This window comes from Pseudomonas sp. Bout1 (genome assembly GCF_034314165.1).
GTDB lineage: Bacteria > Pseudomonadota > Gammaproteobacteria > Pseudomonadales > Pseudomonadaceae > Aquipseudomonas.
Genome location: NZ_JAVIWK010000001.1, coordinates 3390493 through 3403770 on the forward strand (window position 1 = coordinate 3390493; position 13278 = coordinate 3403770).

The following is a 13278-nucleotide window of genomic DNA, read 5'->3' on the forward strand; positions in this document are numbered from 1 at the left end:
CTTCCCTCGCTGGCGTCCGGACGCGGAATACCCTAACGTCTGTGTTTCTGTCGCGATCGTCCGGAGCTTTTATGGATACGCTTTCCGATGTGCTGGCACTGTTAAAAAGCCACCGTTCGACCTTCGCGGGCCTGAAGGCGGGCGGCACCTGGGCCATTAACTTTGCGGCGCCGGATGGGATCAAGTTCAACGCCGTCGTAGAGGGCAGTTGCTGGTTGGAAGTGGAAGGGCTGGCGGTACCCATACGTTTGTATGAGGGCGATTGTTTTCTATTGACCCAGGCGCGTCCGTGGCGGCTGTCGAGCAATCTGTCGCCTGAAGGTATTGATGCACGCGAGGTGTACGCCGATGCGGTGGGCGGCATCGCCACAGTGGGGGACACTGAGGAGCTGTTTCTGATCGCCGGGCGTTTTATCTATGGGGATGACGCCCGGTTGCTGCTGGACAACCTGCCGCCGGTGGTGCGCGTGAGTGCCAACTCCGAACAGGCCGCCGTATTGCGCTGGTGCCTGGATCGCCTGGCCCGCGAATACGCCAGCCCGTTGCAAGGTGCGGCATTGATGACCGAGCATTTGGCGCAAATGATGCTGGTGCAAATCCTGCGGCTCTATCAATCTTCCATGGGCACCAGCACCACTGGTTGGCTGGGTGCGTTGACCGACCCGAGGCTGGCCCCGGTGTTGCGGGAAATTCACGCCGCGCCAGCCCGGCGCTGGACATTGAGTGAAATGGCCGATGTGGCGAATCAATCCCGCTCCACCTTTGCCTTGCACTTCAAGCAACGGGTAGGGCTGGCACCACAGGAATACCTGACCCGCTGGCGCATGCATCTGGCGGTACAGGCCCTGAAAGCCAGCGACAACAGCGTGTCCACGATCGGCCAGTCCCTGGGTTATCAGTCAGACAGCGCTTTCAGCAGTGCTTTCAAGCGCGTGATGGCTTGTTCTCCCCGGGAATACCGCGAGCGAACCCCACACAAGGAACCCAGTGATGAGCGAAATCCAGCAGCAGAAGGTCAAGGTCAACGGCATTGAACTGAACATACACATCGCCGGCCCCGAGAGCGGCCCGCCGGTGTGGTTGCTGCATGGGTTTCCCGAGTGCTGGCACTCCTGGCGCGAGCAGATTCCGGCGCTGGTGGCCCAGGGTTTTCGGGTGTTTGTACCGCAAATGCGCGGTTATGGAGAATCCAGCGCGCCGCCGGAAGTGGCCGACTATGACCTGCTGACCCTGTGTGCCGATATCCAGGGCGCCATGGACCTGTTCGGTCATCGCCAGGTCGTCATGGTCGGGCATGACTGGGGCGCTGTGGTGGCCTGGCACCTGGCGTTGCTGGAGCCTGAGCGAGTCACCCGGCTGGTGGCGATGTCGGTGCCTTTTGCCGGGCGCGCCCGCAGGCCGGTGATCGAGATCATGCGCGAGCTGTACGCCGATCGCTTCAATTACATCCTGTACTTCCAGGCGCCAGGGGGCGCCGAAAAGGAACTGGACGCGGATATCGAGCGCACCTTGCGCCTGTTCATGCAGGACCAGGACGTGTTCCTGCAGAAAAAACCCGCCAACGCCACACTGCTCGACGGTGTTGCCCTGCCAGGCGAGCTACCGGCCTGGTGCAGCCAACAGGACCTCCAGGTGTATGTGCACACCTTTGCCGGTAACGGCTTTCGCGGCCCGCTGAACTGGTATCGCAACTTTGAGCGCAACTGGCAGCGTACCGAGTTCCTCGCCGGCAAGCAGGTGCTGCAACCGACGCTGTTCCTGATCGGCGACCGCGACCCGGTTGGCGTCTTCGAAGCCCACACCCTCAAGCGCATGCCCGAATCGGTGCCGAACCTGCAACAGGCCGTCCTGGCCAACTGCGGCCACTGGATTCAGAACGAGCAGGCGGCCAAGGTCAACGAACTGCTGCTCGGGTTTCTAGGGCGAACGTAAACGTTGCGCCGCGTCCGGGCACCTCGATCAGGCGGATTTCCCGACCGTGCAACTGCAGGATGCGGTGCACGATGCGCAAGCCCAGCCCGCCATCGCGACGGGCGCCGCCAATGGTGAACGCGCGCAGGAACAGGCCTTCGCGCAGATCAGCGGCAATCCCAGGCCCGCTGTCGCTCACAGTCACTTCGACAAAGCCGGCCTTGGGCATCAGCGTCACTTCCACTTCGCCATTGAGTGGCGTGTGGCGCAAGGCGTTGTCCAGCAAGTTGGTGAGCACCCGTTCGATCAGGCCCAGATCTGCCAATACCGTGGGCACCACCGGCGGCAGGCTGGCGGTGAGGGTAATCGTGCGGGCTTCGGCGGTCAGTTCGAACTTCTGGAAGATGTCCTGCACCAGGTCGGGTAACGAAAAACCTTCGATGACCGGCTGCACAAACCCGTGTTCCAGGCGAACCAGTTCCAACAGCGACTGGGCGAGCCCGCCGACCTTGCGGCTCTGGTCCAGGGCGATGCCCAGGTAGCGCCGGCGTTCCTGCGGCGTAAGGCTGGCGTCTTTCAGAGACAGGGTTTCCAGGTAGCCATGCAGTGAGGCCAGCGGCGTGCGCAGGTCATGGGAAATATTCGCGACCATCTCCCGGCGTTCCTGCTCTTGATGAGTAATGGCCCGCCACTGTTCGCCCAAGCGGTTCTCCATCTGCACGAAAGCGTGGTCGAGCACCGCGATTTCATCCTGGCTGGCGACTCCGGGCGCCACGGCCTGTGGCACTTTCGGTGCGCCGTTGATATCGAACTGGCCGACCTTTTCGGTCAACTGCCGCAGGGGCCGGGTGATCCAGGCAAAGGCGGCGAAGCCCGCCAACAGGCACAGCAATGCCAGCAGGGCGATAGACCACAGGGCGATGTTCAGCGCCATGCCGGTGGCATCCCGGGCGTCGAACACATCATGGGCCTCGCCCAACAGCACCACATACAAGTAGCCGGCCTGCTGGCCGTTGACCCGCAGCGGCGCGGCGCTGAATACCTTGAGGCCATCGACGCTGCGCGGGTCGTCGCCGAGGATCGGCAGCATCGCACCGCTGAGAAAGCGACGCACCGGTTCCAGGTTGACCTGGTCCCGGCGCAGATGGCCGCTCGGCGCCGCGTTGCCGACCACACGGCCGTTAATATCCAGCAGGTACACCTCGACACTCGGGTTCACCAGCATCAACTGGCTGAACAGGTTGCGCACGGCATCTGGCTTGAGGCCGTCGGCATCCATCAGTTGGGTATCACGGGCGATGTGCGCGGCCAGGTCGCGGGACAGGCCTTGCACCACTTCCAGTTCGTGCATGTGATTGGAGCGCACTTGCAGCCAGGCCGAGGTGCCGCTGCAAATCAGCAGCAACAAGGCGAACACCAGGGAAAGGCGTTGGGTAAGGGTCAGCCTCATGTCGATTGCTCGGCAAATTTGTAGCCACGGCCCCACACCGTGAGAATGCGCGCAGGGTTGGCCGGGTCGGCCTCGACCTTGGCCCGCAGGCGGTTGATATGGGTGTTGACCGTGTGTTCATAGCCTTCGTGGCTGTAACCCCATACGGCATTGAGCAGGTCCATGCGCGAAAACACCTTGCCCGGCTGACGGGCGAAGAAATACAGCAGGTCGAATTCCCGGGGCGTAAGGTCCAGCCGCTGGCCTTGCAGGGTGGCATCGCGAGTCAACGGGTTGATGAACAACTGGCCCAGGTCGAGGCTGCCGGCGTCCATCTTCAAGTTACGCGCCATGGCGTCGACCCGGCGCAGCAGCGCCTTGACCCGCGCCACCAGTTCCGGCATGGAAAACGGCTTGGCCAGGTAGTCATCGGCCCCCAGCTCCAGGCCGAGGATGCGGTGCAGCTCGCTGGAGCGGGCGCTGGTGATGATGATCGGCGTATAGCGCGTCATCGCCCGGGCGCGCCGGCAAATTTCCAGCCCATCGACGCCAGGCAGCATCAGGTCGAGGATCAGCGCATCCCAGCCACCTTGCTCCAGCAGGCGCAGGCCTTCGTTACCGTCGGCGCTGTGGACCACCTCGAACAGCTCGTCCCGCAGATGCAGGCAGATCAAATCGGCAATATGGGCATCGTCCTCGACCACCAGGACACGTTTGGGCTGATCCATTGATAGAAACCTGTCTTCGTGATTCGCGCATTGTGCGGCTTTTGCACCAGTGTAGTTATCACGAATTGTTTAACTCTGCGTGAGGATTTCGCGACCAGCCAAGGCCTAACCTTCACTCATCGCAATGGCAAAACTGTGGTGAGGGGGCTTGCCCCCCGTTGGGCTGCGTAGCGGCCCCAAAAAAGCGGGAGCGCTACACACTCCAACGGGGGACAAGCCCCCTCGCCACAGGGTTATTTGCCGGCCATAAGAGTTGGAGTTAAGGAGAGGGTCATGTATTCACGTCGACAGATATTGCTGGCCGGCGGCGGCCTGGGGCTTGCGGTAATCGCCGGTGGCCTGCTGCAGAAAATCAACGCCGGTCCCACCCTGATCGCCGAGGCCGAAGCCGCCGAAAATTTCGAAGTCAGCCACACCGATGCGCAATGGCGCACCCTGCTGACCGCCGAGCAATACGCGATCCTGCGGGAAGAGGGCACCGAACGCCCCTACAGCAGTGCACTCAATGACGAACACAGCAACGGCACCTTCGCCTGCGCCGGTTGCGCGCTGCCCCTGTACTCCTCAGCCACCAAATTCGACAGCCACACCGGCTGGCCGAGTTTCTGGAAACCCCTGGAAAACGCGGTGGCCAGCCACGTCGATACCTCCTTCGGTGTGGAACGCCACGAAATCCATTGCAAGCGCTGCGGCGGTCACCAGGGCCATGTGTTCGATGACGGCCCCGCACCCACCGGCCTGCGCTACTGCATGAACGGCGCAGCCATGACGTTCACTGCGGCTTAATTCGATGTCTTCTTATAAGGGAATACCCCATGTGGCTTTTGGTTCTCGCTTATCTGGGCGGCGTGTTGACGATTGTCAGCCCATGCATCCTGCCGGTCCTGCCTTTTGTCTTCGCTCGCACCGGGCAGCCGTTTTTGCGCAGTGGCTTGCCGCTGCTGCTGGGGATGGCGATGACCTTCGCTCTGGTCGCCTCACTCGCGGCGGTGGGCGGCGGTTGGGTGGTGCAAGTCAATCAGTACGGTCGCTGGCTCGCGTTGCTGTTTGTTGCGCTATTCGGGCTGACGCTGCTGCTGCCAAGCCTGTCCGAGCGCCTGACCCGGCCATTGGTGGCGGCGGGCAGTCGCCTGTCGCAAGCCGCCGGGGCCGATTCGCGGCCGCGTCCGGGCGCCTCGTTCCTGATCGGCGTGGCCACCGGGCTGCTATGGGCGCCGTGCGCCGGGCCAATCCTGGGGCTGGTGCTGACGGGCGCCGCGCTGCAGGGCGCCAGTATCGGTACTACCTTGCTCTTGCTGGCCTACGCGGCCGGCGCTGCCACCTCCCTGGCCTTGGCGCTGCTGGTCGGCGGTAAAGTCTTTGGCTTCATGAAGCGCTCGCTCGGTGCCGGTGAATGGCTGCGTCGTGGTCTTGGCGCGCTGATGCTGGCCGGTGTGGCAGCCATTGCCCTGGGCCTGGACACCGGGATTCTGGCGCGCGTGTCGACGGCCTCCACTGGCGGCCTGGAACAAAGCCTGGTGGAAAAACTCAGCGCCAAGCCTGAACAGAAGAGCGGGGCGATGATGGCCGGTGGCGCGATGATGGCCGCCAACCACAGCGACACACTGCCCGTGGAAGGCCAGTTGCCGGCGCTGGACGGCGCCGTGCAATGGCTCAACTCTGAACCGCTGACCGCCGAGGCCTTGAAAGGCAAGGTGGTGCTGGTGGATTTCTGGACCTACTCCTGCATCAACTGCCTGCGCACCTTGCCGTACGTCAAGGCCTGGGCCGAGAAGTACCGCGACCAGGGCCTGGTAGTGATTGGCGTGCACGCCCCGGAATTCGCCTTTGAGCGCGACGTGAACAACGTCACCAAGGCCATGAAGGACCTGGGCATCACCTACCCGGTGGCCATCGACAACGACTACAAGATCTGGCGTGCCTTCAACAACCAGTACTGGCCGGCGCATTACTTTGCCGATGCCAAGGGCCAGATTCGCTACCACCACTTTGGCGAGGGTGATTACGCCGAGTCTGAGCGGGTTATCCAGCAACTGCTGCGTGAGGCGGGCGCCACCAAAGTCGCAGGCGGTTTGATCGAAGCCGATGCCAAGGGTATCCAGGTTGCACCGGACATGAACGAAGTGCAGTCGCCGGAAACCTACCTGGGCTTCCAGCGCGCCGAGAACTTCGTCTCCATCGGCACGTTGGCCACCGACAAGGTCGCCAACTACCCGGCGGCCGGCAATCTCGCGCTGAACAACTGGACCCTCGAAGGCCAATGGAACGTCGGCGGCCAGCAAGCCACCCTTGCGGCGGCCAACGGCAAAATCGTCTACCGCTTCCACGCCCGTGACCTGCACCTGGTGCTGGGCCCTGGCGCCGACGGCAAGCCGGTGCGCTTCAAAGTCAGCGTCGACGGCCAGGCGCCCGGGGATTCCCACGGCACCGACGTCGCCCCGGATGGCAGCGGTACGGTGACCGAACAACGCTTGTACCAACTGGTGCGCCAGCCTGGCGCGGTCAAGGATCGGACCTTCACCATCGAGTTTCTGGACCCACAAGTGGCGGCCTACGCCTTCACCTTCGGCTAACCCATAGCGAAATTTTGAATGGTTAACCCGATCAATGTGGGAGCTGGCTTGCCTGCGATGGCGATGTTGAATTCACCACCGCCATCGCAGCGATGCGGCGACCCGACAAGCCAGCTCCCACAATTGACCGTGTTTATTCTGATGTTTCGGAGTGAATGAGATGAAACTGCTTAAGTACTTACCGGCCCTGGCGTTCGCTGCCTTCGTCGGCCACAGCTCGGCCTTCTCCTTCGGCCCGTCCGACGACGCCGTGGCCATTGCGCCACCGGCCATGGACCTGCCGGCAAACGGTAGCACCCAGCAAACCGCCGTGTTCGCCGGCGGTTGCTTCTGGGGTGTGCAGGGTGTGTTCCAGCACGTGCAAGGGGTGAAAAACGCCGTCTCTGGCTATGACGGCGGCGCGGCCAGCACCGCCCAATACGAAAGCGTCAGCGGCGGTGATACCGGCCACGCCGAGTCCGTCTCCGTGACCTACGACCCGAGCAAGGTCAGCTACGGCAAGCTGCTGCAGATCTACTTTTCGGTGGCCCACAACCCCACGGAACTCAACCGCCAGGGCCCGGACAGTGGCACCCAGTATCGCTCGACGATCTTTGCCCAGAACGCCGACCAGCAAAAAGTCGCCCAGGCCTACATCGACCAACTCGACGGCGCCAAAGCCTTCGACAAACCGATCGTGACCAAAATCGAAACGGGCAAAGCGTTCTACCCGGCAGAGTCCTACCACCAGGACTTCCTGACCGAAAACCCCTCGTACCCCTACATCGTGATCAACGACCTGCCCAAGGTGGCACAGCTGAAAAAACTGTTTCCCGACCAATACCGCGTCGAGCCCGTATTGGTGAAAAACCAATAACCCAACCCCTGCACACTTCAAAGGTGGGAGCAGGCAAGCCAGCTCCCACATGGGTTTGCAGCGGTGTTCAGACCACCTCCAGGTACGAGCTATGAATCGCCCGCGCCAACTGCCGCACGGTATCGATAAACTCCGTCAACCGGCTATGCAGCCCATCCTCCAGAATCTCATCAATCCCGGTATACCGCAGCCGCGCCTCAAACTCCGCCGCCAAACGCTGCGCCGTACGCCCATAACTCCCGGGCAAGTCCGCCAAAATATGGCTCAACTCCTCAATGCATGCATGCAGCGAGCGGGGCACGTCACTGCGCAACAGCAACAGCTCTGACACAGACCGCGCATTCAACGCATTCGGATACAGCTCGGTATACGCCTCAAACGACGACAACGCCCGCAGCAGCGCACTCCACTGGTAATACCCGCGTGCCGACAAGTCGCTGACCTCTTCGGACTCCTCGCCAAACATCTCATACCGCGCATCCAGCAGGCGCAACGTGTTATCCGCCCGTTCGACAAACGTGCCCAACCGAATAAACCGATACGCGTCATTACGCATGATCGTCCCGGACGTGGCCCCGCGAAACAGGTGCGAACGCTGCTTTACCCAGTCACAAAAGTGGCTGATGCCATGGCGCGCCAACCCACCGGCCGCAATGCTGCGCATCTCCAGCCAGGTGGCGTTGAGGTTCTCCCACATGTCGGCGGTGATCCGCCCGCGTACCGCGTGGGCATTCCCGCGAGCAGCCCGCAAACAGTTATAGATGCTCGCCGGGTTTTCCTCATCGAGGGCGAAGAAGTGCAACATGCGCTCGGCGTCCAACTGCTTATGGCGCTCGAGGTAACTTTCCAGGGTACCGCTGCAGAGCAACGACATGGCCAGCTCGTCCAGCCCGTCACTGCGCCCGGCCTGGGGCATCAACGACAGCGAATAACTGACTTCCAGCATGCGCGCCAGGTTCTCGGCACGCTCCAGGTAACGCGACATCCAATACAAATCTGCGGCGGTTCTACTCAGCATACTCAGCCCTCCACCACCCAGGTGTCCTTGGTTCCGCCGCCTTGCGACGAGTTGACGATCAATGAACCTTCACGCAGTGCCACACGGGTCAAGCCACCGGGCACCAGGCGGGTTTCGTTGCCCGAGAGCACGAAGGGCCGCAGGTCGATATGCCGCGGCGCAATGCCATTTTCGACAAAGGTCGGGCAGGTGGACAGGCTCAAGGTTGGTTGGGCGATGTAGGCGTGGGGCCGGGCCTTGATGCGCTGGCGGAAATCCTCGATCTCGGCAGCGCTGGAAGCCGGACCCACCAGCATGCCGTAGCCGCCGGAGCCCTGGGTTTCCTTCACCACCAGCTCTGGGAGATGGGCGAGTACGTGGGACAGCTCGTCGGGTTTGCGGCACTGGAAGGTCGGCACGTTTTGCAGGACCGGCTCTTCGTCCAGGTAGAAACGGATCATCTCCGGCACGTACGGGTAGATGGATTTGTCATCCGCCACGCCGGTGCCGATGGCATTTGCCAGCACCACATTGCCCGCGCAGTAGGCCGCGACCAGGCCGGGTACGCCGAGCATCGAGTCGGGATTGAAGGCCTGCGGGTCGAGGAATGCATCGTCGATGCGACGGTAGATCACATCGACGGCTTTAGGGCCATCGGTGGTACGCATGAACACCTTGAGGTCGTGCACGAACAGGTCGGCACCTTCCACCAGTTCCACGCCCATTTCCCGGGCCAGGAACGCGTGTTCGAAGAATGCGCTGTTAAAGCGCCCAGGCGTCAGCACCACCACGTTGGGGTTGTCCAGGCGGCTGGAGCTTTTGAGGGTCTTGAGCAGCAGGTTGGGGTAGTGGTCCACCGGGGCAATGCGCTGCTTGGCAAACACCTCCGGGAACAGGCGCATCATCATCTTGCGGTCTTCGAGCATGTAGCTCACGCCGCTGGGGGTGCGCAGGTTGTCTTCGAGCACGTAGTAGGTGCCGTCGCCATCGCGTACCAGGTCGACCCCGGAGATGTGCGAGTAGATATCGCGGTGCAGGTCCAGGCCGACCATCGCCTTCTGGTAACCCTCGTTGCCCAGCACCTGCTCGGCAGGAATGATCCCGGCCTTGATGATGCGCTGGTCGTGGTAGATGTCGGCGAGGAACATGTTCAGTGCATTCACCCGCTGGATACAGCCGCGCTCGATGATGCTCCATTCACTGGCGGGGATGCTGCGGGGGATGATGTCGAAGGGGATCAGGCGCTCGGTGTCTTGCTCGTCGCCATACAGGGTGAAGGTGATCCCGGCGCGGTGAAACAGCAGGTCGGCTTCACGTCGGCGCTGGGCCAGCAGCTCTGGCGGCGTATTGGCCAGCCAGCGGGAGAATTCCTGATAGTGCGCACGACAAACGCCTTGTGCGTCATTCATTTCATCAAAGAAAGATCGAGCCATTCCAATACCTTGTCAGTGCCCGGGAATATGCTTTGGGGGGCACTGCCGCTTTATAAAACGCATTTTTTTATGGGCCCGTGGCTGATGGTGCCAGCGGGTCTGGTCCTTACTTTCTTTTGGGCTGGGCTCTGGGTCGGGAGGTAACGATTGCTCCTGTATTCAGGCGGGGCAGGTGGGTGATTGAAGGATTAAAGCAATGCCTGTGCCACCACACCTTGTGGCGAGGGAGCTTGCTCCCGCCGGGCTGCGCAGCGGCCCCAAAAAAGAATAAGAGCGCCACGTGTGCAGCGCCAGCCCGGTCCGGCGGGGGCAAGCGGCCTCGCCATATATAGAACCGGCCGCTCCAAAACGGTGCGCTGATTACTTGAACTTTGCATCAGGCCAGTTCTTCTAAAGAGCTTCATATGCCAGCACGGAGCACGGACGTGCCCAGAATCATCTCACCCGACACCCCGGAATCGAGCCTGACTGACCACAGCGAGCACTCCGCGAAGATTTTCGGCTCCCCCAAGGACCGGCTCGACTTCTACCGGCGCGAGATCCAATACGAAACCAGCATCCTGGCGAACCGCACCGACGCCTACCTTACGGCGCAGTCGTTCCTGGTGATTGCCTTCGTTTCCGGCATGGGCAACCTCAACCCTGAGTGGGGCAAGCTGTTCACCCTGGTGGTGCCGGTATTCCTGGCGATGCTTGGCATCCTCAGTTCCCTGAATGCCTGGCCGGGCATTCGGGCGGCCTACGAAATCATCGATCACTGGCACTACAAGCAAAGCGAACTGCTGCGCAGTGAACCGGTGATGGGCATGGCCTACGACGAATCGCCGCTGTTCAGCGAAACGGAGTCGTCCCACAAGGGTTATCGCAAATCCTTGTTGTTCTCGATGCGCGCGCCCTGGTTGTTCATGGTGTTCTGGGTGCTGCTGGGTGCCTACGCGTTTTATATCCAGGTGGACAATCCTGGCTCATAAGCAATTGGAACTTCACCGACCCGCACACGACCTTACTCTTTACGCAGTCTGCGTTTTTCCAACAGAGGTGAGCCATGAGCACAGACAACGACCCGCAAACCAGCAACCGTAACGACCCCGCCATTGACCGCGGCGAACCGGCACCGGGCACAGGTGCTGCGGCACCCAAGGATCCCAAACCTGCCGCCGACCCAAAAGCCAGCGAAAACGACTACAGTCCAGACTTCAAGCCCGAGCGCGAGCCCAAGCCTGAAACCGATGCCGATATCGATACCCAAGGCGGTTAGAGGAGACGGTCATGTCAGTTGACATAGAAGTAGACGATGAACTCAATGACCCGGGCAACGAAGACCCGGGCTCCTTGATGGATGATGCCGAAGTGCCGCTTAACGACCTGGATGATGCCGCTGACGTCGGCAACACCGAGAACCAGGAATAAGCGTCATTGTTGTGCCTGGGCACGCCGTTCATACCACGCCAGCATCGGTTGGGTACTGAGGCCATGAACGACGATGCTCAGGGCAATCACCGACAGCGTGAGGTTCACCGCCACCACGCTGCTGGTGCCCACCAACCCATGGTTGATGGCATAGAACAGGTAGTAGATGCTGCCGATCCCGCGAATCCCGAACCACCCCATCAGCCCGCGTTGATTGCGATCCAGCAGCGTGCCCCAGGGCATGGACAGCACGCTTAATGGGCGAATCACGCAGAACAGCAATGCGCCTACCGCCAGCGCCCGCCAGTCCCAGTGGCTGACCAGCACCACGCCCAACAGGGTGACCAAAAATACCTCCATCGAGCGCTCCACCAGGCCGCCGAAGGCGAGCATGTCGCCCATCATCACCCCGGCGGCGATCTGCGTGTCTTGCAACTGCCCCACATTGCCATGCAGCGCCTTTGCCGGCTCTACTTCCATATGGCCGACTACCGGCTGGGCCAAATGCTCGGCGGGGGTTTTGGAGTTGCCGGTAGATTTGAACTCTGCCTGGCGCAGCCCTAGGCCGGCGGCAAATACCGACAGGAAGCCATAACCGCCAATGGCTTCGGCCACTACATAGGCCAAGGCGATCAAGGCCAGGGTCAGGTAATCATTGGGTGAGAGGGTGCTGTCAGCATTGGTGATACGCATCTTGAGGGTGACGCGGCCGATACCCCGGCCCATCCAGTACCCCGTCAACAGCCCGACCGGGACCGCCCACAGCAGGTTTTTCAGGACCCAGCCGCCCAGCCAGTCACCGTCGAAACCGCCGTGCTGCATGAAGATCAACGCGAAGATCACGAACGGGAACGCCGTACCGTCGTTTAAACCCGCCTCGCCGGACAAGCCGAAGCGCAACCGATCATAGTCTTGCGCATTGTTGACCTGTACCAAACCCGCCAGCACCGGGTCGGTGGGTGCAAGAATCGCCCCCACCAACAGCGAAACGCCCCACGACAGGTCGAACACCCAATGCAGCACTGCGCAGGTGCCCACGATCGTCAGCAGCATCACCGGGCCCGCCATGCCAAACGCGATGCGCCAGGTGCGATGCTTGAGTGGCAGGCGCAGCTTCAACCCACTGACAAACAGCGAAAACAGCACCGCGACTTCCGTCAGGTGTTCCATCCAGCGGGCTGAACCCTTGATGTCCAGGTGCAGCAGGTCCATGCCCAACGGGCCAATGCCGATACCCAGCAGCAGGCAAACGGCCGACGTGGTGACCGGCATCCAGCGCAGGTAGGAGGAGGTGAGGGCGAGGGTGAGCAGCACCGCGCCCAGTACGGCCATCCATAGAATGAACGTCATTGATTAGTCCCGGGCCTGGTCTGTGTGAACGTTGGAGGTTTGCCGGGACACAGAGGTTCAAAAAACGCGCATGCGTGCCCGGGCAATGCACGGTCTATCAGGCCGCAAGGCGTTTTATGTTGGCGTTGAGGGTGCTGTTGGGGGTGAAAGCGAAGTCGTATCCCGTGTCGAGCCAACTCTGCAAACCCTGGTTATCGAGGTTGTGCACCAATGCCCCGGCAGATTGATCTATGGTTCCGGTGGCTTTGACCATCGTACTTGCGGGGACTCCATGGCGCGCCCCAGTTGCGACCACCACTGCCCGAACGTCGAGTTCGGCGGAATGTGCTCGATCATGATCGCGTCGTCATAGGCATATTCGCCACGTACCTGAAGCAACGCCTTGCCCACCTGTCCGGCCAGCTCACTGTCGCCGTCGGCACGCGGGTTGGCGGTTGCAAACCTGCGCGGTTCTACCGGGACACCGCCCAGTGCGAGGCCCCGCGGGCGACGCAACCGGCTGGGCTCGGCAGGTACATTCAACGGTATGAAGGGCGCTGCGGGGAGGGTTGAAGTGATGGCCATGGGGGTTCTCCGGTAATTTAACGAATA

At 61.6% G+C, this 13278-nt stretch carries 14 protein-coding genes; 8 read left to right on the forward strand and 6 right to left on the reverse strand.

Annotation, left to right across the window (positions count from 1 at the left end):
• The first annotated feature begins 71 nt into the window (after nucleotides 1-71).
• Together RGV33_RS15825 and RGV33_RS15830 are read left to right on the forward strand one after the other, a co-directional pair.
• Nucleotides 72-1034: an AraC family transcriptional regulator gene (locus RGV33_RS15825; RefSeq protein WP_322145080.1), complete on the forward strand. Its 963-nt coding sequence runs from the start codon at nucleotides 72-74 to the stop codon at nucleotides 1032-1034.
• Nucleotides 991-1932, forward strand: a complete 942-nt coding sequence (locus RGV33_RS15830) for an alpha/beta hydrolase (protein ID WP_322145081.1) — start codon at nucleotides 991-993, stop codon at nucleotides 1930-1932. Before RGV33_RS15825 ends, RGV33_RS15830 begins: the two co-directional genes overlap by 44 nt.
• Here RGV33_RS15830 and RGV33_RS15835 read toward each other — a convergent pair.
• Nucleotides 1895-3361, reverse strand: a complete 1467-nt coding sequence (locus RGV33_RS15835) for a HAMP domain-containing sensor histidine kinase (RefSeq protein ID WP_322145082.1) — start codon at nucleotides 3359-3361, stop codon at nucleotides 1895-1897. The two genes, RGV33_RS15830 and RGV33_RS15835, sit on opposite strands and share 38 nt — an antisense overlap.
• A complete protein-coding gene (locus RGV33_RS15840; RefSeq protein WP_322145083.1) occupies nucleotides 3358-4068 on the reverse strand; it encodes a response regulator transcription factor in 711 nt (236 codons plus the stop codon). Before RGV33_RS15840 ends, RGV33_RS15835 begins: the two co-directional genes overlap by 4 nt.
• A 273-nt stretch (nucleotides 4069-4341) precedes the next feature.
• On the opposite strand from RGV33_RS15840, the gene msrB reads away from it, so the two are divergent.
• From msrB to msrA, 3 genes are all read left to right on the forward strand, one after another.
• Nucleotides 4342-4854 (forward strand): peptide-methionine (R)-S-oxide reductase MsrB, encoded by a 513-nt coding sequence (gene msrB / locus RGV33_RS15845; protein ID WP_322145084.1) that lies wholly within the window; start codon nucleotides 4342-4344, stop codon nucleotides 4852-4854.
• Nucleotides 4855-4883: 29 nt separating this feature from the next.
• Nucleotides 4884-6641 (forward strand): cytochrome c biogenesis protein DipZ, encoded by a 1758-nt coding sequence (locus tag RGV33_RS15850; RefSeq protein ID WP_322145085.1) that lies wholly within the window; start codon nucleotides 4884-4886, stop codon nucleotides 6639-6641.
• A 160-nt stretch (nucleotides 6642-6801) separates the two neighbouring features.
• Complete coding sequence (gene msrA, locus RGV33_RS15855) at nucleotides 6802-7497, forward strand: peptide-methionine (S)-S-oxide reductase MsrA (protein ID WP_322145086.1); 696 nt, start codon at nucleotides 6802-6804, stop codon at nucleotides 7495-7497.
• Nucleotides 7498-7564: 67 nt separating this feature from the next.
• Here msrA and RGV33_RS15860 read toward each other — a convergent pair whose 3' ends face one another.
• Together RGV33_RS15860 and RGV33_RS15865 are read right to left on the reverse strand one after the other, a co-directional pair.
• Complete coding sequence (locus tag RGV33_RS15860; RefSeq protein ID WP_322145087.1) at nucleotides 7565-8515, reverse strand: alpha-E domain-containing protein; 951 nt, start codon at nucleotides 8513-8515, stop codon at nucleotides 7565-7567.
• 2 nt (nucleotides 8516-8517) lie between these two features.
• Nucleotides 8518-9927, reverse strand: coding sequence for a circularly permuted type 2 ATP-grasp protein (locus tag RGV33_RS15865; RefSeq protein ID WP_322145088.1), 1410 nt, complete (start codon nucleotides 9925-9927; stop codon nucleotides 8518-8520).
• A 425-nt stretch (nucleotides 9928-10352) separates the two neighbouring features.
• Here RGV33_RS15865 and RGV33_RS15870 point away from each other — a divergent pair, with 425 nt between their 5' ends.
• The 3 genes from RGV33_RS15870 (at nucleotide 10353) to RGV33_RS15880 (ending at nucleotide 11337) form a co-directional block, all read left to right on the forward strand.
• Nucleotides 10353-10898, forward strand: a complete 546-nt coding sequence (locus tag RGV33_RS15870; protein ID WP_322145089.1) for a hypothetical protein — start codon at nucleotides 10353-10355, stop codon at nucleotides 10896-10898.
• Between the two features lie 74 nt (nucleotides 10899-10972).
• Nucleotides 10973-11185, forward strand: coding sequence for a hypothetical protein (locus RGV33_RS15875; RefSeq protein WP_322145090.1), 213 nt, complete (start codon nucleotides 10973-10975; stop codon nucleotides 11183-11185).
• 11 nt (nucleotides 11186-11196) lie between these two features.
• Entirely contained in the window at nucleotides 11197-11337 is a 141-nt protein-coding gene (locus RGV33_RS15880; RefSeq protein ID WP_322145091.1) for a hypothetical protein, read from the forward strand.
• 3 nt (nucleotides 11338-11340) lie between these two features.
• On the opposite strand, the gene RGV33_RS15885 is transcribed toward RGV33_RS15880, so the two are convergent.
• Together RGV33_RS15885 and RGV33_RS15890 are read right to left on the reverse strand one after the other, a co-directional pair.
• Nucleotides 11341-12687 (reverse strand): sodium:proton antiporter, encoded by a 1347-nt coding sequence (locus tag RGV33_RS15885; RefSeq protein WP_322145092.1) that lies wholly within the window; start codon nucleotides 12685-12687, stop codon nucleotides 11341-11343.
• 228 nt (nucleotides 12688-12915) lie between these two features.
• Nucleotides 12916-13251 carry a hypothetical protein gene (locus tag RGV33_RS15890; RefSeq protein ID WP_322145093.1) on the reverse strand — a complete coding sequence of 112 codons (336 nt, stop codon included), beginning with the start codon at nucleotides 13249-13251 and terminating at the stop codon, nucleotides 12916-12918.
• Nucleotides 13252-13278: the final 27 nt, after the last annotated feature.